Source organism: Pseudomonas sp. FG86 (assembly GCF_057808775.1).
Genome location: NZ_JBMDIS010000107.1, coordinates 1 through 19,281, shown reverse-complemented (window position 1 = coordinate 19,281; position 19,281 = coordinate 1). Strand labels below are relative to the sequence as shown.

Annotated in this window: 14 protein-coding genes; 2 read left to right on the top strand and 12 right to left on the bottom strand. The window is 62.5% G+C overall.

Translation table 11 applies throughout. From position 1 onward, the window contains the following. Positions 1 to 181: 181 nt before the first annotated feature. The 12 genes from ACODSV_RS32735 to ACODSV_RS32680 all read right to left on the bottom strand — a co-directional run bounded on the left by ACODSV_RS32735 (position 182) and on the right by ACODSV_RS32680 (position 16,417). Complete coding sequence (locus ACODSV_RS32735) at positions 182 to 1,801, bottom strand: methyl-accepting chemotaxis protein (protein WP_102625204.1); 1,620 nt, start codon at positions 1,799 to 1,801, stop codon at positions 182 to 184. 70 nt (positions 1,802 to 1,871) lie between these two features. Beyond that, entirely contained in the window at positions 1,872 to 2,567 is a 696-nt protein-coding gene (locus ACODSV_RS32730; protein WP_150056428.1) for an anaerobic ribonucleoside-triphosphate reductase activating protein, read from the bottom strand. Continuing rightward, the gene (gene nrdD / locus ACODSV_RS32725) at positions 2,564 to 2,719 is read right to left on the bottom strand and encodes an anaerobic ribonucleoside-triphosphate reductase (RefSeq protein ID WP_024075037.1); all 156 of its coding nucleotides are present in this window, start codon (positions 2,717 to 2,719) and stop codon (positions 2,564 to 2,566) included. The genes ACODSV_RS32730 and nrdD overlap by 4 nt, the downstream gene beginning before the upstream one ends. 31 nt (positions 2,720 to 2,750) lie before the next feature. Then, positions 2,751 to 4,751, bottom strand: a complete 2,001-nt coding sequence (locus ACODSV_RS32720) for a ribonucleoside triphosphate reductase (protein WP_150056429.1) — start codon at positions 4,749 to 4,751, stop codon at positions 2,751 to 2,753. 281 nt (positions 4,752 to 5,032) lie between these two features. Then, positions 5,033 to 6,019, bottom strand: a complete 987-nt coding sequence (gene moaA / locus ACODSV_RS32715) for a GTP 3',8-cyclase MoaA (protein ID WP_024075035.1) — start codon at positions 6,017 to 6,019, stop codon at positions 5,033 to 5,035. Between the two features lies 1 nt (position 6,020). Then, positions 6,021 to 6,947, bottom strand: coding sequence for a peptidylprolyl isomerase (locus tag ACODSV_RS32710; RefSeq protein ID WP_150055661.1), 927 nt, complete (start codon positions 6,945 to 6,947; stop codon positions 6,021 to 6,023). Between the two features lie 10 nt (positions 6,948 to 6,957). Then, the gene (gene narI / locus ACODSV_RS32705) at positions 6,958 to 7,638 is read right to left on the bottom strand and encodes a respiratory nitrate reductase subunit gamma (RefSeq protein ID WP_024075033.1); all 681 of its coding nucleotides are present in this window, start codon (positions 7,636 to 7,638) and stop codon (positions 6,958 to 6,960) included. Then, entirely contained in the window at positions 7,631 to 8,386 is a 756-nt protein-coding gene (gene narJ / locus ACODSV_RS32700; protein WP_150055660.1) for a nitrate reductase molybdenum cofactor assembly chaperone, read from the bottom strand. The genes narI and narJ overlap by 8 nt, the downstream gene beginning before the upstream one ends. 2 nt (positions 8,387 to 8,388) lie before the next feature. Further along, a complete protein-coding gene (gene narH, locus ACODSV_RS32695; protein WP_024075031.1) occupies positions 8,389 to 9,927 on the bottom strand; it encodes a nitrate reductase subunit beta in 1,539 nt (512 codons plus the stop codon). A 1-nt stretch (position 9,928) separates the two neighbouring features. Continuing rightward, positions 9,929 to 13,702, bottom strand: coding sequence for a nitrate reductase subunit alpha (locus ACODSV_RS32690; protein ID WP_150055659.1), 3,774 nt, complete (start codon positions 13,700 to 13,702; stop codon positions 9,929 to 9,931). Positions 13,703 to 13,760: 58 nt separating this feature from the next. Next, entirely contained in the window at positions 13,761 to 15,158 is a 1,398-nt protein-coding gene (locus ACODSV_RS32685) for a NarK family nitrate/nitrite MFS transporter (RefSeq protein ID WP_024075029.1), read from the bottom strand. 2 nt (positions 15,159 to 15,160) lie between these two features. Next, entirely contained in the window at positions 15,161 to 16,417 is a 1,257-nt protein-coding gene (locus ACODSV_RS32680; RefSeq protein WP_024075028.1) for an MFS transporter, read from the bottom strand. A gap of 311 nt (positions 16,418 to 16,728) precedes the next feature. Between ACODSV_RS32680 and ACODSV_RS32675 the strand changes: the two genes are divergently transcribed. Together ACODSV_RS32675 and narL are read left to right on the top strand one after the other, a co-directional pair. After that, positions 16,729 to 18,531, top strand: a complete 1,803-nt coding sequence (locus ACODSV_RS32675; protein WP_041161181.1) for a HAMP domain-containing protein — start codon at positions 16,729 to 16,731, stop codon at positions 18,529 to 18,531. Continuing rightward, a complete protein-coding gene (gene narL, locus ACODSV_RS32670; protein ID WP_024075026.1) occupies positions 18,528 to 19,175 on the top strand; it encodes a two-component system response regulator NarL in 648 nt (215 codons plus the stop codon). Before ACODSV_RS32675 ends, narL begins: the two co-directional genes overlap by 4 nt. Positions 19,176 to 19,281: the final 106 nt, after the last annotated feature.

Sequence of the window (19,281 nt, the reverse complement as noted above, 5' to 3'; positions counted from 1 at the left end):
TGGGAGGGGCGGTGCGACGATTCGACTTGCCCCCGATAGCGCCGGGTCAGTTAACAAATAAGTGACTGACACCCCCTCATCGGGGGCAAGCCCCCTCCCACATTTTTTACCGAGTACACCAGACCCGACACCGGTCGGCTCTATGGCTGCCGCGCTTTGGCTTTTGATCTAAGCCACCCCGTTAAACCTTGAACCGCGCCACGGTCTGATGCAGCGCTCCGGCCATCCCTGCCAGGTCATGCCCCGCGGTTTCCGTATGCAAGGCCCCCTGCAATACCTGCTGCGACAAATTCCGAATCCCCACCAGGTTCCGATCCACTTCTCGCGCCACCAGCGCCTGTTCTTCAGTGGCGCTGGCAATCATCAAGTTGCGCTCGTTGATCTGTGAAATCGACCGGGTAATCTCCGCCAACGCCTCTCCCGACCGCTGGGCCACACCCAAGGTTGCCTGTACCCGCTCGCTGCTGCTGTGCATGGCGGCCACGGCGTGTTCGGTGTCCTGGCGGATATTGCCAATCATCTGTTCGATCTCCTGGGTCGAAGACTGGGTGCGATGGGCCAGTGCGCGCACTTCATCGGCCACCACCGCAAACCCGCGTCCGGCATCGCCGGCCCGGGCGGCTTCGATAGCGGCGTTCAGCGCCAGCAAATTGGTCTGGTCGGCAATGCTGCGGATCACTTCCAGCACACCGCTGATGTCTTGCACGCGGCCAGCCAGTTGCTGGATACGCTCCGAGGTCTCCACCACGCCGGTGGCCAGGGTGTTGATCGACGCCACGGTTTCCTGCACCTGGGCCTGCCCGCGCTGGGCGGTCTGCTCCGACAGGTGCGAGGCTTCGCTGGTGCTCACGGCATTGCGCGCCACTTCGTCGACGGCGGCGGTCATTTCATTGACCGCCGTGGCAGCCTGTTCGATTTCCTGGCCCTGCAGCTGCAAGCTGCTGCTGGTCTGGCTACTGACCGCGCTCAACTCTTCCGACGAGCTGGCCACGCCGTCCACCGACACGGCGATGTGCCGGACCATCTGGTTCAGACTCTGCTGCATCAGGTGCAGGTTGCGCATCACGCTGCCGTCGGCACTGTTGCCCAGCGGTACCTCGATGGTCAGATCACCATTGGCGATATGCTTGAGCACCCGTGCCACCTCGTCCGGCTCGCCGCCCAATGGCCGGGTGACGCTACGGGTAACGATCACGGCGGCGGCCACCACCAGGGTCAGGCACAGCAGGAACAGCCCGATCATCGTGCGACGCGCGTCGTCATACAGGGTTTGCGCCGCCTGCTCACGCTCGGTGAACAGCCGGCCTTGCATGGCCATCAACGCATCGAGGCTCTTGAACACGTCCAGCTCGGCTGGCATCACCTGCTGTTTGAGCTGGGCCAGGCCCTGTTCGCGGGCACCCTGCTTGATCAGCGCCTGCACCTGGGTGAAGGCCGCCACGTAGGCTTCGCGATGGGATTTCAAGGTGGCATAGGCGGCCTTGCCTTCGGCGGTATCGAGCAGCGGCTCCAGGGTTGCGAAGGCCTGGGTAATGCGCTCGCGCGTCGTGCCGATAGAGGCCTGCGCCTGTTGGTTATCCTGGTCGATCAGCAGGTCACGGGTGTTGCGGCCGTTGTCACGCACGCCGGTGGCAATCACCATGATCGGCGCGATGCGAGGCCAGTCCTGTTGTACGATTTGTTCGGATTGCTGCTTGAGCGTTGCCAGGTCGTGCAAGGCATAAAACACCAGACCGACCAGGGCCAACGGCGCGATCGCGAAGCCGATGACAATGCGTTGCGCCGTGGTTAACTGCTTCATTCCATTATTCCTTGATGAAAGCCTGCCCAAAACGGACAGCATCTTTAAAAATCCTGACGGGGGTGATCGGTCACCCTCGCAATACAAATGCCGGGAACAACTCCCGCAAACGGCCCCACAACTCTGGCAACGCCATCTGTACGGAGACACTGGGCAGTTGCGCATCGAGCATCGTCGCCGTGCGCACCATCTGCACGGCAAAGCGCTTGACACCATTGGCTTGCAAACGCTGGGCCAGCAGCAGCAACCGGGGTGGGTCAATCAGGTGCCAATGCACCGTGGTGCGGCATTCATAATCCACGCCACTGGTCAGCAAGGTGTCCAGGCTGCGCCAGTTGGCGGCACCGCTGCCCTTGACCTGGGTGATCAATTGGCAGTCCTCGGCCAGGGCCTTCACATCGAAGCCCACCCAGTCGGCATGGCGCAACGCATTGGCGAAGCCCGCCGGCTTGATCCCGGCACTGTGCAGGCCGACCCGAAAGCCCATCGCGCGCACTTCATCCATGGCCGCCGGCAAGCCTTCCTGCAAGGTCGGTTCACCGCCGCTGAACACCACCGCGTCCAACAGGTCCTGGCGCCGCTGCAAAAACAACAACACCCGGCGCCAATCGATCTCGGCGCTACCGCGCGGTGCGATCAGGTCCGGGTTGTGGCAGTAACGACAGCGCCAGGCACAGCCCTGGCAAAACAGCACACAGGCGAGCATGCCGGGGTAGTCGAGGGTGGTCAGGGGCACCATGCCCCCGACCCGTAGCGCTCGACTCATTGGCGCCCGGCCAGGGCGGCCGTTTCAGTGAAGTGCACACGCTCTTTGTGCTCGGACTGTTTGCCAGGGTTGAACGCCGACACTGGCCGGTGGTAACCCATCACTCGGGTCCAGACTTCGCAGCGCTGACGTTGTGGCTGGGATGCTTGCATGGTGGAGCTCCTTGCGAGTTGATAAATCGGTTCAAGAACGGGCCGCGAGCGCGAGGACTTCATCGCACTTGGGGCAGAACTCATGTTCGCCGGCGAGGTAGCCGTGGACCGGGCAGATCGAAAAGGTCGGGGTCACCGTCAAGTACGGCAGGCGGAAACGCCCCAAGGCTTTGCGCACCAGTTGCTTGCACGCCTGGGCCGAGGAAATCTGCTCGGCCATGTACAGGTGCAACACGGTGCCGCCGGTGTATTTGCATTGCAGTTCGTCTTGCAGCTCCAGGGCTTCGAAAGGGTCTTCGGTAAAGCCAACCGGCAACTGCGACGAGTTGGTGTAGTACGGTGCGTCCACGCTGCCGGCTTGCAGAATGTCCGGGTAGCGCTTGCGGTCTTCCTTGGCGAAACGGTAGGTGGTGCCTTCGGCCGGCGTGGCTTCGAGGTTGTAGAGATGGCCGGTCTCTTCCTGGAAGCGCAGCAAGGTGGCGCGCACGTGGTCGAGCAACTTGAGCGCGAACGCACGGCCTTCAGCGGTGTGCATACCCTGCTCGTCCCCGGTGAAGTTGCGCAGCATCTCGTGCATGCCATTGAGGCCGATGGTGGAGAAGTGATTGCGCAAGGTGCCCAGGTAGCGCTTGGTATAGGGGTACAGCCCGGCATCCATATGGTGCTGGATCACCTTGCGCTTGACCTCCAGGCTTTCCATCGCCATGTCCATCAGGCTGTCCAGGCGTTGCAGCAAGCCAGAGGTGTCGCCCTTGAACAGGTAACCCAGGCGCGCGCAGTTGATCGTCACCACGCCCAGGCTGCCGGTCTGCTCCGCCGAACCGAACAACCCACCGCCGCGTTTGAGCAGCTCGCGCACGTCCAGTTGCAGGCGGCAGCACATCGAGCGCACCTGGTTGGGCTGCATATCGGAATTGAGGAAATTCTGGAAATACGGCAGGCCATAGCGCGCAGTCATCTCGAACAGGCGGTCGGCGTTCTCGCTGTCCCAGGGGAAATCGTGGGTGATGTTGTAGGTGGGGATCGGGAAGGTGAACACACGGCCCTTGGCATCGCCGGCCTGCATCACTTCGATGTAGGCCCGGTTGATCAGCTCCATTTCCGTTTGCAGATCGCCATAGGCGAACGGCATTTCCTCACCGCCGATCACCGGTACCTGCTCACGCAAATCTTCCGGGCATACCCAGTCGAAGGTCAGGTTGGTAAACGGCGTCTGGGTGCCCCAGCGCGACGGCACGTTGAGGTTGTAGATGAACTCCTGCACCGCCTGGCGCACTTCGGGGTAGCTCAGTTGGTCCTTGCGCACATAGGGCGCCAGGTACGTATCGAATGAACTGAACGCCTGGGCGCCGGCCCATTCGTTTTGCAGGGTGCCGAGGAAATTGACCATCTGCCCCAGGGCGCTGCTCAAGTGCTTAGGCGGCCCGGCTTCGATACGCCCCGGCACGCCGTTGAGGCCCTCGTGCAGCAGCGAGCGCAACGACCAGCCGGCACAATAGCCGGCGAGCATGTCCAGGTCATGGATATGCAGGTCCGCCTCACGGTGGGCGCGGCCGATCTGCTGGCTGTAGACCTCGTCCAGCCAATAGTTGGCGGTGACCTTGCCCGACACGTTCAACACCAGCCCACCGAGGGAATAGCCTTGGTTGGCATTGGCCTGCACGCGCCAGTCTTCACGGTCGAGGTATTCGTTCATCGAGGTGGCGACTTCCACCAGGGTCTTGCGGTCGCGGCGCAGGCGGCCGTGTTGTTCGCGGTAGACGATATAGGCGCGCATCGACAGGAAGTAACCGGCGTCCATCAGCACACGTTCGACGCTGTCCTGGATCTGTTCGACATCCAGCTGTTCGATACCCCTGAGGCGGGCCAGGACGGCACCCAATAACAGGTCGACATCGGCAGCTTGGTACTCGCCGGTAGCGGTGCCGGCGGCGATCAGCGCCTGACGGATTTTTTCGGCGTCGAAGGGGACCAGGCTGCCGTCGCGTTTGTGTAGGCGGGTGCTGACCAGCGGGGTGAGCGTGCTTTGCATTTCCGGGCTCCAGACACTACATATAGATGTTTTTGGATAGATAGACACAAGATGCAGTGAGGTTACGGAGAATGGGGCGGGTTTCCCTTGATCGGGGTCAAGGTTTTTTGATTGGGGGGGCATATCCGTTTTTGTGGGAGGGGGCTTGCCCCCGATGGCGGTGGGTCAGCCATAGATGCATCCACTGACACTCCCTCATCGGAGGGCAAGCCCCCACCGAGTACACCAGACCCGACACCGGTCGGCTCTATGGCCGCCGCGCTTTGGCTTTTGATCTCAAATCAACCCCCACTCATATTCATAAACCGCACCACCTGCACCTCCCCCGCCCCCGTGAAATCATGTCGCAGCGGCTTGCCTTTCAAACCCTTGTGCAACGCCGCGATCAACGGCCCGTCATCCAGCGGATAGCGCCGCAGCAAAGCGCGAAAATCCAGCGCATCCTCCTGCCCCAGACACAACAGCAACTGCCCCTCCACCGTCATTCGTACCCGATTGCAACTTCCACAAAAATTATGCGAATTAGGCGAAATAAACCCCACCCGGGTGCCCGGATGCCCCGCCAACCGCACATACCGCGCGGGGCCTCCGCTGTTCTCGGTGCTATCAATCAACCCATGCTCACGGGCAATCACCGCCCGCACTTCATCACTGGAGCAGAACGTCTCGCCCCGCGAGCGCCCTACATCCCCCAGGGGCATTTCCTCGATAAAACTGATGTCGATGCCCTGGTCGATGGCGAACTGCACCAGCGCCGGCACTTCGTCGAAGTTGCGTCCCTTCATCACCACGCAATTGAGCTTGACCCGTTCGAACCCCGCTTGGCTGGCCGCCTTGATCCCCGCGAGCACCTGCTGCAAGTCGCCATTGCGGGTAATCGCACGAAACCGCGCGTCATCCAGACTGTCGAGGCTGATGTTCATGCGCTTGACCCCCGCCTCCACCAACGGCTGTGCGAGTCGCGCCAGCTGCGAGCCGTTGCTGGTCATCACCAGTTCGCGCAAGCCCGGCAGTGCCGCGATGTTGCGGCACAGCCCGACAATGCCCGGGCGGATCAACGGTTCGCCGCCGGTGAGGCGGATCTTGCGCACGCCTTGGCGGACAAACAGCGCCGCCAGGCGTTCCAGCTCTTCCAGGGTCAACACCTGCTGGCGCGGCAGGAACGTCATGGTTTTGGCCATGCAATACACACAGCGAAAATCACAGCGGTCGGTCACCGACAAGCGCAGGTAATCGATCGAACGGCCCACCCCATCCACCAGGCTCATGTCACTGCACCAACGGCGAGTCGGCGCCCTGCAGCGCGATGCCGCGGATGTCCGCCGCGCCGATCAGGGTTTGCAGGTACTGCACCAATGCCTTCTGCCACACGCCCTGCTGCAACTGGGTGCGGATCGCGACCGCCACCGCTTCATACGGCAGCGGCTGGCCTTCGATACGTTGGTCGACACTGATCACATGCCAGCCATAACGACTCTCCAGCGGCTTGCCGGCCAGGCCCGGGGCCAGGGTGAACAGCTGGCGCTCCAGTTCGGGCACGGTTTGCCCCTTGCTCACCTGGCCCAACGAACCACCCTGGGCCTTGGACGGGCACGCCGAATACTTGAGGGCCAGCTCGGCAAATTGGCCAGGCTGCTCTTCCAGGGTCAGCAGCAGGATTTCCGCCTGGGTGTGCGCCAGGTGGCGTGCGTCGGCATCGTCCGGCGCGCATTCAAGCAGAATGTGCCGCACCGCCAGCAGCGGCGCGCTGTGAAAGCGCCCGCGGTTGTTCTCGAAATAGCGCACACAGGTGGCCTCGTCACACTCAGGCACCTTGACCTCACGCTCCAGCAACAGGCGCGTGGCCGCTTCTTCTTCGTTCTCGCCGGCGGCGATCTGCACCGCTAGGCCCAGCTCGGCGATCCGTTGCTGCAACAGCTCGCGGATCACCAGTGCGCGGGCGGCCAGGTACACCGCTTCCTCGCGACTTTCAGCCGGGTGATATTGCAATTCCAGGGCCATGGCCTCGGGCGTGACTGGCACGCCGTTGACGCTGACGATCGGCCATTCCTGTTCACTGCTGGCGATCAGTTCCGGCGCCTTGAGCTCCTCGAACGAAGCCTGGGCCGCCACCTCGGCAATCACCGGCTCCTTGACCGACGAGCCGCAACCACCGCTGCCGCCATTCCCGCCACCACATCCGCATCCTGTAGTCATGACGTTCTCCTCAATACTTCTGCCGCACGATTTGATAACGACGCCCCAGGTACCAGATCGGCGCGCTGACCATATGCACCAAGCGGGTAAACGGGAACAGCACGAACAGGGTCAAGCCCAGCGCCACATGGGCCTTGTAGATCAGGCTGACCGGCTCGATCGAAGCCGCCGCGTCCATCGGCCGCAACAGCACCACGTTCTGCGCCCAGTCGGCGAGCATCACCATCACCGAACCGTCCATATGCCCGGTGGAGGCGACAATGGTCAGCAAGCCGAGCACCAACTGCGCGAGCAACACCAGCAGGATCAGGATGTCCGACGGGCTTGACGTGGCCCGTACACGCGGGTCACCCAGGCGACGCTTGACCAGCATCAGCAGGCCCACCAGGCACAGCAGGCCGAAGAAGCCACCGGAGACCATCGCCAGCAACTGCTTGTGCTCGGTGCTGATCACATGGTGATAGACCGACGCCGGGGTCAACAGGCCGACAAAATGCCCGGCCAGCACGAACAGCACGCCAATGTGGAAGAAGTTGCTCGCCACGCGCATGCCACGGTTGTTGAGCATTTGGCTGGAGCCGGCCTTCCAGGTGTACTGCGACAGGTCGAACCGCGCCCAACTGCCCAACAGGCAGATCGCCAGGGCGACATAGGGATAGATCCCGAATACCAGCAAATTCCACTTAGACATTACCCACCTCCCCGGCCGGCGCTGTGGCCCGCCCTTCTTGCTGAAAATCCACCCAGTGCAACGGCACCGCGCTTTCTTCGCGGGCCTTGCCTGGTGCGCTGGGCATCGAACTGCAACGGTCCTGCTGCTCGGCCTGCATGAAGTCCACCGCTTCCTCTTCCCAGATTTTGTCCAGGGCTTCGAGGGAGTCGTCACGCGGTTCGGCGGCGACCTGGGCACGCAGTTCGGCCACGGCCTGGTGCGGCTCGGCGCCGGCAATCTGCAACAGCGCACGGAAGCAACTGGCATAGCCGCTCTCGCGCTCTTCCAGCCGCGCGGCGAGCAAGGCCAACAGGTGCGCCACATCCGCCAGGCCCTCGCGGGCCTCGATGTCTTCACGGGTGGAGAGGAACTCCAGGTACAACGGGATGTAGTCCGGCAGCTCCTTGACACCGATGGCAAACCCGGCCTCTTCGTACTGGGCCATCATGTCGACCATGGCCTGGCCGCGGTCGCGGGACTCGCCATGCACGTGCTCGAACAACAGCAACGACAGCGAACGCCCCCGGCCAAACAACGCACCGTAGTGTTCCTGACCGTCCATCAAGTCATTGGCGCAGATCAGCTCCAGCAACTCGAACAATGCGCCGCGCTGCTTGGGGCTGATTTCCCGCGATTCGATGATCGCCTGTTCCAGTTCGTCGCGGCCGTTCACCAGGGTGTCGGTGGGGTAGTCCAGCAGCAACGAAATCACTTTAAGAATGCGCATGCTCAGTCCTCCCAGATTTGTACGGTTTTCAGCACGTCGCGGCGGTTGGCCTTCTTGGCGCCGAACATGTTGGTGTCGGAGCTGCCGCTGCAACCGCTGCCAAAGCTGAAACCACAGCCGGAGCGCTCGGCGAACGCATCGCTCATGGCGTCTTCACGGTGCGCACTCGGCACCACAAAGCGGTCTTCGTAGTTGGCGATCGCCAGGTAGCGGTACATCTCTTCCACCTGTTCCACGCTCAGGCCGACGTCTTCGAGCACTTGCAGGTCCTGCACGCCGTCGACTTGCTGGGAGCGTTTGTAGGCACGCATCGCCAACAGGCGCTTGAGCGCACGCTTGACCGGTTTCTCATCGCCCGCGGTGAGCAGGTTGGCCAGGTAACGCAGCGGAATGCGCAGGCTGTCGACATCCGGGATCACCCCGTTCATGCCCACGGTGCCAGCCGCCGCGGCGTTCTGGATCGGCGACAGTGGCGGCACGTACCAGACCATCGGCAAGGTGCGGTATTCCGGGTGCAGCGGCAGCGCGAGTTTCCAATCCACGGCCATTTTGTACACCGGCGAACGCTGGGCCGAGTCGATCACCGACTGCGGCACGCCATCGGCCAGGGCCTGGCGAATCACCGCCGGGTCATTCGGGTCGAGGAAGATTTCCAGCTGTTTCTCGTAGAGGTCCTGCTCATTGGCCGTGCTCGCCACTTCGCTGATGCGGTCGGCGTCGTACAACAGCACGCCGAGGTAGCGAATCCGCCCCACACAGGTTTCGGCGCACACGGTCGGCATACCGGCTTCGATACGCGGGTAGCAGAAGATGCACTTCTCGGACTTGCCGCTCTTCCAGTTGAAGTAGATCTTCTTGTACGGGCAGCCGCTGATGCACATGCGCCAGCCCCGGCACTTTTCCTGGTCGATCAGCACAATGCCGTCTTCTTCACGCTTGTAGATCGCACCGCTCGGGCACGATGCCGCACACGCCGGGTTGAGGCAGTGCTCGCACAGGCGCGGCAGGTACATCATGAAGGTGTTTTCGTACTCGCCATAAATGTCGGCCTGGATCTGGTCGAAGTTCTTATCCTTGCGGCGCTTGGCGAACTCGGTGCCGAGGATTTCCTCCCAGTTGGGGCCCCACTCGATCTTTTCCATACGCTTGCCGGACACCAGCGAACGCGGGCGTGCGGTCGGCTGGTGCTCGCCCAACGGTGCGGTGTGCAGGTGCTGATAGTCGAAATCGAACGGTTCGTAGTAGTCGTCCAGGCTCGGCAGGTCGGGGTTGGCGAAGATGTTCGCCAACACGCGGAACTTGCCGCCAATGCGTGGGTTGATCGAGCCGTTGGCGTTGCGAATCCAGCCGCCCTTCCACTTGTCCTGGTTTTCCCATTCTTTCGGGTAGCCGATACCGGGTTTGGATTCAACGTTGTTGAACCAGGCGTACTCCATGCCTTCACGGCTGGTCCACACGTTTTTGCAGGTGATGGAACAGGTGTGGCAACCGATGCATTTGTCCAGGTTGAGGACCATGCCGATCTGTGAGCGAATCTTCATCTCAGTTCTCCTCGATATCAGTCGGCAATGGGCGCGGCAGGTCATTGCCGGTAGAGCCATCGAGCCAGTCGACCTTGGCCATCTTGCGCACCACGACGAACTCGTCGCGGTTGCAACCGACCGTGCCGTAATAGTTGAAACCGTAGGCCTGCTGGGCATAGCCGCCGATCATGTGGGTCGGCTTGAGCACCACGCGGGTCACCGAGTTGTGGTGGCCGCCACGGGTCTTGGTGGTTTCCGAACCGGGCACGTTCACGATGCGTTCCTGGGCGTGATACATCATCACCATGCCTTCCTTCACGCGCTGGCTGACCACCGCACGGGCGGTCAAGGCGCCGTTGACGTTGAAGCATTCGATCCAGTCGTTGTCTTCGATGCCGGCGCGCTTGGCGTCGATTTCCGAGAGCCACACAATCGGTCCGCCACGGCTCAGGGTGAGCATCAGCAGGTTGTCGCTGTAGGTGCTGTGGATGCCCCATTTCTGGTGCGGGGTGATCCAGTTCAGCACGATCTCGGTCTCGCCGTTGCTGCGCTTGCCCTTCACCCCTTCGATGGTGCGGGTGTTGACCGGTGGCCGGTAGCTCATCAACTGCTCGCCGAACGCCTGCATCCACGGGTGATCCTGGTAGAACTGCTGGCGGCCGGTGATGGTGCGCCATGGGATGTTTTCATGCACGTTGGTGTAGCCGGCGTTGTAGCTCACGTGCTCGTCTTCCAGGCCTGACCAGGTCGGGCTGGAGATGATCTTGCGCGGCTGCGCCTGGATGTCGCGGAAGCGAATCGCTTCGTGGGCCTTGGAGATCGCCAGGTGGCTGTGGTCGATGCCGGTGAATTCCGACAGCGCGGCCCAGGCTTTCAAGGCGACCTTGCCGTTGGTTTCCGGGGCCAGGGACAGGATCACCTCGGCGGCGTCGATGGCCGTGTCGATTTTCGGCCGGCCGTGGCTGATGCCCGCATCGCTTTCGTGGTGGTTGAGTTCACCGAGGAACTCGACTTCCTCGTCGGTGTTCCAGTTGATGCCCTTGCCGCCGTTGCCGAGTTTTTCCAGCATCGGGCCCAGGGACGAGAACTGCTTGTAGATGTTCGGGTAGTCGCGTTCCACCACCGCCATGTTCGGCGCGTTCTTGCCCGGAACCGGCGCCACACCGGCGCTTTTCCAGTCGGTGCCGCCAAACGGCTGGGCCAGTTCGCCGACGCTGTCGTGCATCAGCGGTACGGTAACCAGGTCTTGCTCGACGCCCAGGTGGCCGACCGACATGGCCGAGAATGCCTTGGCGATGCCCTTGTAGATTTCCCAGTCGGAGCGCGACTCCCACGCCGGGTCGATGGCGGCCGACAACGGGTGGATGAACGGGTGCATGTCCGAGGTGTTCATGTCGTCTTTTTCGTACCAGGTGGCGGTCGGCAAGACAATGTCGGAATACACGCAGGTGGAGGACATGCGGAAGTCCAGGGTGGTCACCAGGTCGAGCTTGCCGATGGCGCCGTCTTCGACCCATTCGGCTTCGGTCGGTTTGCACTCGGTGCTGTGGCCGATGTCTTCGTTCATCACGCCGTTCTTGGTGCCCAACAGGTACTTGAGCATGTACTCATGGCCCTTGCCCGACGAACCGAGCAGGTTGGAGCGCCAGATAAACATATTGCGCGGGAAGTTCACCGGGCTGTCCGGTTGTTCGCAGGCAAAGCGCAGGCTGCCGTCCTGCCAGGATTTGACCACGTAGTCTTTCGGCGTCATGCCAGCGGCGGCCGCGTCACGGCAGATGTGCAGCGGGTTGGTGTTCAGTTGCGGCGCGCTGGGCAACCAGCCGGCGCGTTCGGCGCGGATGTTGTAATCCAGGGCGTGTTCCGGGAACTGCGACTTGTCGGCCAGTGGCGAGAGCACATCGTGCATGCTCATTTTCTCGTGGCGCCATTGCGAACTGTGGCCATAGAAGAAGCTGGTGCCGTTCATCTGGCGCGGTGGGCGGTTCCAGTCCAGGCCGAAGGCCAGGGGCAGCCAGCCGCATTGCGGGCGCAGTTTTTCCTGGCCGACATAGTGGGCCCAACCGCCGCCGGTCTGGCCGACGCAACCGCAGAGCATGAGCATGTTGATCAGCCCGCGGTAGTTCATGTCCATGTGGTACCAGTGGTTCATCGCCGCGCCGACGATGATCATCGAGCGCCCCTTGGTCTTGTCGGCGTTGTCGGCGAACTCACGGGCGATCTGGATGGCTTTCTCGCGGCTGACGCCGGTGATCGCTTCCTGCCACGCCGGGGTGCCCGGCACGCTGGCGTCGTCGTAGTCCTTGGCCACGTTCTGGCCGCCCAGGCCACGGTCGATGGCCAGGTTGGCGGCGGACAAGTCGAACACCGTCGCCACTTTGGCCACGCTGCCGTCGGCCAGGGTCACGCTGTGCACCGGCACGCGGCGGAACTGCACGGCATCGCCGGCCACGTGCTGGAAGTGTTCGTGGGCTTCGCCGGCAAAATACGGGAACGCCACTTCGGCGACGTCGTCACCGATCAGGCTGAGTTTCAGGTCGATGGCGCGGCCTTCACCGCCTTCCTTCGCGAGGATGTTCCACTTGCCCTTCTCGCCCCAGCGGTAGCCGATGGAACCTTGTGGCGAGACCAGTTCGCCGCTTTCGTCGAGGGCGATGGTTTTCCATTCCGGGTTGTTGTCCTGGCCGAGGTTGCCGGTCAGGTCCGAGGCCCGCAGGAAGCGGTCAGGCTGGAAGCCGGCGCCGGGGGCAAAACCGGTCATCGGCTTGAGCATCACCAGCACCGGCAAGTCGGTGAAGCGCTTGGCGTAGTCGGTGAAGTAGGCGCTCGGTTTGTCCAGGTGAAATTCCTTGAAGATCACATGGTTGAAGGCCTGGGCCAACGCGGCGTCGGTGCCCTGCTTGGGGTTGAGCCACAGGTCGGTGAGCTTGGCCACTTCCGAATAGTCGGGGGTGATGGCCACGGTCTTGGTGCCCTTGTAACGCACCTCGGTGAAGAAGTGCGCATCCGGGGTACGGGTCTGCGGGACGTTGGAACCCCAGGCGATGATGTAGTTGGAGTTGTACCAGTCGGCCGATTCCGGCACGTCGGTCTGCTCGCCCCAGACCATCGGCGAGGCCGGTGGCAAGTCGCAGTACCAGTCGTAGAAGCTCAGGCACACGCCGCCGATCAGCGACAGGTAACGCGAACCCGCCGCGTAGCTGACCATGGACATGGCCGGGATCGGCGAGAAACCGACGATGCGGTCCGGGCCGTATTGCTTGATGGTGTAGACGTTGGAGGCAGCGATGATCTCGTTGACCTCCTCCCAGTTCGAGCGAATGAAACCGCCCATGCCGCGCTTGCTCTTGTACGAGTCGGCCTTGACCTTGTCCTCGACAATGCTCGCCCACGCCTCGACCGGTGGCAGGGTCAGGCGCGCTTCACGCCATAGCTTGAGCAACGGCTTGCGGATCTTCGGGTACTTGAGGCGGTTGGCGCTGTAGATGTACCAGCTGTAGCTGGCACCCCGCGGGCAGCCGCGCGGCTCATGGTTGGGCAAGTCGTTGCGGGTGCGCGGGTAGTCGGTCTGCTGGGTTTCCCAGGTGATCAGGCCGTTCTTCACGTAGATCTTCCACGAGCAGGAGCCGGTGCAGTTCACGCCGTGGGTGGAGCGTACGATCTTGTCGTACTGCCAGCGCGAGCGATAGACGTTCTCCCAGTCGCGGGACTCCTTGCGGGTCTCGCCGTGACCCTCGGAGAATTCGTTTTGCTTACGGTTGAAGAACCGCAGTTGATCCAGCAAGTGACTCATGATGTTTTCCTCATCAGGCGTGCCGTGGGGTACGTTGCCCCGGCGAATTCGTGGTCGATCAGCAAGGAGTGGCGCAGCCTTTGCGGGCGTACCACCACCAGGTCACGACAATGCAGCTCAGGTAGAAACCGACAAACATGTAGAAGGCCATCGCCGGGCTGCCGGTGGCGGCCATCGAGGTGCCGAAGGATTTGGGAATGAAGAACGCACCGAAGGCGCCCATGGCCGAACTGAAGCCGAGTACGGCGGCGGATTCCTTGCCGGCGTCCTTGAGCGCTTGCTCGCGTTCGGCAGCGGATTTACCGGCGCTGGCCTTTTCGTGCTGGGTGCGGAAGATCACCGGGATCATGCGGAAGGTGGAGCCATTGCCCACGCCGGTGGTGATGAACAGCAGCATGAACATGCCGAGGAAGCCATAGAAGCTGCCGCCCTGGCCGTTTTCGGGCAGGAAGTGCAACACACCGAACACCATCACGATCATCAGCACGAAGTTCCACAAGGTCACCCGTGCACCGCCCAACTTGTCCGCCAGCCAGCCGCCCAGTGGGCGTACCAGTGCGCCGACCAGAGGCCCGAGGAAGGCGAATTTCAGCGCTACCACGTCGGGGAACGAAGTCTTGATCAGCAGGGGGAACGCCGCCGAAAAGCCGATGAACGAACCGAAGGTGGCCAGGTACAACCAGCACATCAGCCAGTTGTGCTTGCGCTTGAAGATCACCGCCTGCTCGCTGAACGAGGCACGGGCGCTGGACAGGTCATTCATGCCGAACCAGGCCGCCACGGTGACGGTGAGGATAAACGGCACCCAGATAAAACCGGCGTTCTGCAGCCAGAGTTGACTGCCATCCGGCAAGGTTTGCGGTTGCCCGCCGACCAGGCCGAACACGCCGAAAGTGATCACCAGCGGCACGCAGAACTGCATCACCGACACCCCAAGGTTGCCGAGGCCGGCGTTCAGGCCCAGGGCCGTGCCCTGCTGCGACTTGGGGTAGAAGAAGCTGATGTTGGACATGCTCGAGGCGAAGTTGCCGCCGCCGAAACCGCACAGCAACGCGATCAGTACGAACACGCTGTAGGGGGTGTTGGGGTCTTGCACCGCAAAGCCCATCCACAGCGACGGTAGCAGCAGCGATGCGGTGCTCAAGGCGGTCCAGCGGCGGCCGCCGAAGATCGGCACCATGAACGAGTAGAACACCCGCAAGGTCGCGCCGGACAGGCCCGGCAACGCCGCCAGCCAGAACAGCTGGTCAGTGGTGAACGTAAAGCCGATGGCGTTCAGGCGCACGATCACCGTGCTCCACACCATCCACACGGCGAAGGCCAGCAACAGCGCAGGGATCGAGATCCACAGGTTGCGGGTGGCAGTCTTCTTGCCGCTGGCGCCCCAGAACGCGGGGTCTTCAGGGCGCCAGTCGTGGATCACCGGCCCCGAGCCGGGCTTTTGCGCGATGGACATGTTCATTCTCCTTGGAGACGTTGGGCGGTTTTGCCCAAAAGCGGTTGCTTGCGCATTTCGCTGAAGTACATCCAGGTCAGGGACACCCAGACCACGCCGTACATCAACATGAAGCAGGACGAGCGCACGCCGGTGAGGTCCACCAGGGCGCCAAACAGAATCGGCAGTACAAAGCCCCCCAGCCCACCGGCCAGGCCGACGATGCCGGACACCGCGCCCATGTTCTGCGGGTAGTCATTGGCGATGTACTTGAATACGGAGGCCTTGCCGAACGCGAAGGCGATGCCCATCACGAACAGCAGCACGGTGAACAGGGTGGCGTTGAGGCCGATATGGAAATCCAGGGGGCCGTTGACGGTCTGCACCTGCAATTGGGTCTGCGGGTAGCTGAGCAGGAACAGGCAGATCCAGCTCACCCACAACACCCACCAGGTCACGCTTTGCGCGCCCCAGCGATCCGACATCCAACCGCCCACCGCACGCAGCACGCCACCGGGCAGCGAGAAACACGCGGCCAGCAGTGCGGCGCTTTGCAGGCTGAAACCGTATTCCTGCACGTAGTACTTGGTCATCCACAGCGCCAGGGCCACGTAGCCGCCGAACACAATCGAGTAGTACTGGCAGTAGCGCCACACGGCCGGGTCTTTCAGGCACAGCAACTGCTGGCGCAGGGTCGCGCCGCCGGCACTGCGGTGCGCCTTGTTTTCGCTGGTGAGAAACCAGAACAGCAGCGCGGTGATAAACAGGATTGCGCCGAACACCTTGGGCACCAGGTGCCAGGTGCCGAGGGCGATCAGCGCCGGGGCCAGAAACTTGGTCACGGCGGCGCCCGCGTTGCCGGCGCCAAACACCCCCATGGCGAAGCCCTGGTTGTCCTTGTCGAACCATTTGGCAACGTAGGCGATGCCCACCGAGAACGAGCCACCAGCCAGGCCGACGAACAGGCCCAGGACCAGGAACTGCCAATAGGCGGTGGCGTAAGTGATCAGGTACAGCGGCAACACACACGCGAGCATCAGCAGGAAGAACACGATGCGCCCGCCGAAACGGTCAGTCAGCAGGCCCAGCGGCAGGCGCACCAGGGAACCGGTCAACACCGGCGTGGCGGCCAACAGGCCGAACTGGGTTTCGTTGAGTTGCAACAGCTCTTTGATGGGGACGCCCAACACGGCGAACATCATCCACACCATAAAGCAGACGGTGAAAGCCAGTGTGCTCATGCCCAGCACCAGGCCTTGTCTTATACGGGGTTGAGTCACGGTACGCGCTCCAGAAAGTGATTCCATGAGCGCAGGTTAGGGGCGGGCCCCCCTTGGAACTTGACGCAGATCAACGTCCGCCTGGGGGGTATCGGGCTATGCTGGCCCCACCTACCTCTAAGGAGGTAGTTCGAACAACAAGAGAAAGTCTTTATTTATCAATGGATTGGTCTCTTGTGCCGGTGTTTTCCCGTGGGAGGGTTTGCCGGCAATTCTTTAGAGGTAGTGCGCCAGGGATTGCGGTGTTCCAGCCCTTTTTGCCCTTTTTGGTGCCGCCATGCAGACGTCCCCCCTCCTTCGATTACGCCGCCGTGTTTAGCTGGCTGCGCAGTTCCCTGCCCGCCCGTGCCGGCCTGGCCGTGATCCTGATCGCGATCCTCGCGCTCGCCAGTTCCTTGAGTGCCGGCTTGATCGCCTGGTTCAGCCAGGGCGACGCCGCCGCGATCAATACCGCAGGCTCGGTGCGCATGGAGACCTACCACCTGAGCTGGAAGCTCGCCGCCGGCGCACCGGCCGACGAGATCGACAGCATCACCCAAAGCCTGCAAGGGCGTCTCGATAGCCAGTCGCTCAAGGCCGTGCTCGAAGACGGCCCGCGCAGTGCGTTGTTGCAAAGCTACCAACAGATCCAGCAACGCTGGCACGACGACCTGCGCCCGGCCCTGGCACGGGGTGACGCCGCCCTGTTCCAGGCCAGCGCACCGGGGTTCGTCGAGCAATTGAATCAATTCGTCAGCCTGTTGCAGCAACAGAGCGAACACAAACAAGGCTGGCAACAAGGCATCCAGGGCCTGGCGCTGTTCAGCACCCTGATCATCCTGTTGATCGGCCTGTATGAACTGCAATACGGCGTGGTCAACCCCTTGCAGGAGCTGGTGCAGGCCACCCGGCGCTTTCGCGACGGCGACTTCAAGACCCGGGTCAACCACCGTTCCGAGGATGAACTGGGGCAACTGGCCCTGAGCTTCAACACCATGGCCGAAACCATCGAAGCCTCCCACCGCACCCTGGAAAGCCAGGTGCGCCTCAAGACCCTCAACCTGCAACAGGCCAACGCCGCCCTCGAGTTGCTCTACCAGAGCAGCCGCAGCCTGGCCACGCGCCTGGCGAATGCCGAGGGCCTGGATGAACTGATCCGACGCTTCCAGAAGCGCCTGCCGGGGCTGCGCCTGTCGCTGTGCCTGCAAGGCCACTTCCTCGCACCGGCCCAGCAGATGCTCGCCCTGCATGGCGGCGACAGCCGCAACGTCTGCGCCATCGGCGACTGCGCGACCTGCCAGAAACACAAGGTCGCGCCGCCCCAGGTGTTCAGCATCAGCAACCAGGGCTCGGAACTGGGCGAACTCAAGGCCCACTTCATCGACGGCCATGCGCCCCAGGACTGGGAGAAACAACTGATCCAGGCCCTGGCCAACCTGATCGGCACCTCACTGTCCCTCAAGCGCCAGCGCGAGCAGGACCACCGCTTGCTGCTGCTCGACGAACGCACCATCATCGCCCGCGAACTGCACGACTCCCTGGCCCAGGCGCTGTCGTACATGAAGCTGCAAGTCAGCCGCATGCAAACCCTGATCCGCCGCGGCGAACCGGTGGAGACCCTGGCCACCGTCACCGCCGAGCTGCGCGACGGCCTGAACAATGCCTACCGGCAACTGCGTGAGTTGCTCACCACCTTCCGCCTGCAAATCCACGATGCCGGGCTGGTGCAGGAACTGCAGGACACCGCTGAAGAGTTTTCCCGGCGCGGCGAATTCCAGGTCCACCTGCACGTCGACGCCCTGGCCTTCCAGCTATCGGCCAGTGAGCAGATCCACTTGCTGCAAATCACCCGCGAAGCCCTGTCCAATTGCCTGCGCCACGCCCATGCGCAAAACGCCTGGCTGCAACTGCGCCAGGAGGGCGAGACCGTCAGCCTGTGCATCGAAGACGACGGCCGTGGTTTTTGCGGCGACGTCGATCAACGTGAACACCACGGCCTGACCATCATGGACGAGCGCGCACGCAGCCTGCACGGCCAACTCGACATCAGCCCACGCGAGCCCCAGGGCACGCGCGTGCAATTGCGTTTTCACCCGGAATTCCTCGGGCAACCTCTACAAGGCACCCACGCATGAACACACCCACTCGCCACCGCATCCTGCTAGTCGACGACCACCCGATGATGCGCCACGGCATGCGCCAGATGCTGGAACTGGAAGACGACTTGCAAGTGGTCGGCGAGGCCGGTAATGGCCAGGAAGCCCTGGACCAGATCGACACGCTGCAACCGGACCTGGTGCTGCTGGACAACAACATGCCGCAAATGAACGGCCTGGAAACCCTGCGCCGCCTGCGGGCCATGAACTATGCGGGCAAGGTGTTGCTGTTTACGGTGTCCGACGCTGAAGACGATATTCGCGATGCCCTGCGCCTGGATGCCAACGGGTACCTGCTCAAGGACATGGAGCCGGAGTTGGTCGTCCAGTTCATCCGCGATGCCTTGCAGGGTGCCTTGGTGATCAGCCCTGGGTTGACGCGGGTCCTGGCCCAGGCCCTGCGCTCGCCGCAACCCCATGCGGCGGTGGAGTTGACCGAGCGGGAGCGGCAGGTGTTGAAGACGATTGCCAGTGGGCATAGCAACAAGGTGATCGGGCATAAGTTGGGGATTACCGAGGGGACGGTGAAGGTGCATGTGAAGAATTTGCTGCATAAGTTGGGGTTGCGGTCGCGGGTGGAGGCGGCGGTTTGGGCGATGGAGCATTTGCGGCAGGCGGGGTGAGGTTTTTTTTCGGGGGGGTTGAGTACATATCCGTTGCTGCGGTAACGGCGGCTGGCGGTTCCGCCCTTACGGCGGGTCACTTTGGAAAAGAGCCCCAAAGTAACCA

Bases quoted from the DNA above. Each gene is read 5' to 3' on its own strand.
- narL (WP_024075026.1), top strand. From the start codon at position 18,528: ATGAACACACCCACTCGCCACCGCATCCTGCTAGTCGACGACCACCCG.
- nrdD (WP_024075037.1), bottom strand. From the start codon at position 2,719: ATGCAAGCATCCCAGCCACAACGTCAGCGCTGCGAAGTCTGGACCCGA.
- narH (WP_024075031.1), bottom strand. From the start codon at position 9,927: ATGAAGATTCGCTCACAGATCGGCATGGTCCTCAACCTGGACAAATGC.
- moaA (WP_024075035.1), bottom strand. From the start codon at position 6,019: ATGAGCCTGGTGGATGGGGTGGGCCGTTCGATCGATTACCTGCGCTTG.
- narJ (WP_150055660.1), bottom strand. From the start codon at position 8,386: ATGCGCATTCTTAAAGTGATTTCGTTGCTGCTGGACTACCCCACCGAC.
- ACODSV_RS32710 (WP_150055661.1), bottom strand. From the start codon at position 6,947: ATGACTACAGGATGCGGATGTGGTGGCGGGAATGGCGGCAGCGGTGGT.
- ACODSV_RS32685 (WP_024075029.1), bottom strand. From the start codon at position 15,158: ATGTCCATCGCGCAAAAGCCCGGCTCGGGGCCGGTGATCCACGACTGG.
- ACODSV_RS32730 (WP_150056428.1), bottom strand. From the start codon at position 2,567: ATGAGTCGAGCGCTACGGGTCGGGGGCATGGTGCCCCTGACCACCCTC.
- ACODSV_RS32735 (WP_102625204.1), bottom strand. From the start codon at position 1,801: ATGAAGCAGTTAACCACGGCGCAACGCATTGTCATCGGCTTCGCGATC.
- ACODSV_RS32690 (WP_150055659.1), bottom strand. From the start codon at position 13,702: ATGAGTCACTTGCTGGATCAACTGCGGTTCTTCAACCGTAAGCAAAAC.
- ACODSV_RS32720 (WP_150056429.1), bottom strand. From the start codon at position 4,751: ATGCAAAGCACGCTCACCCCGCTGGTCAGCACCCGCCTACACAAACGC.
- narI (WP_024075033.1), bottom strand. From the start codon at position 7,638: ATGTCTAAGTGGAATTTGCTGGTATTCGGGATCTATCCCTATGTCGCC.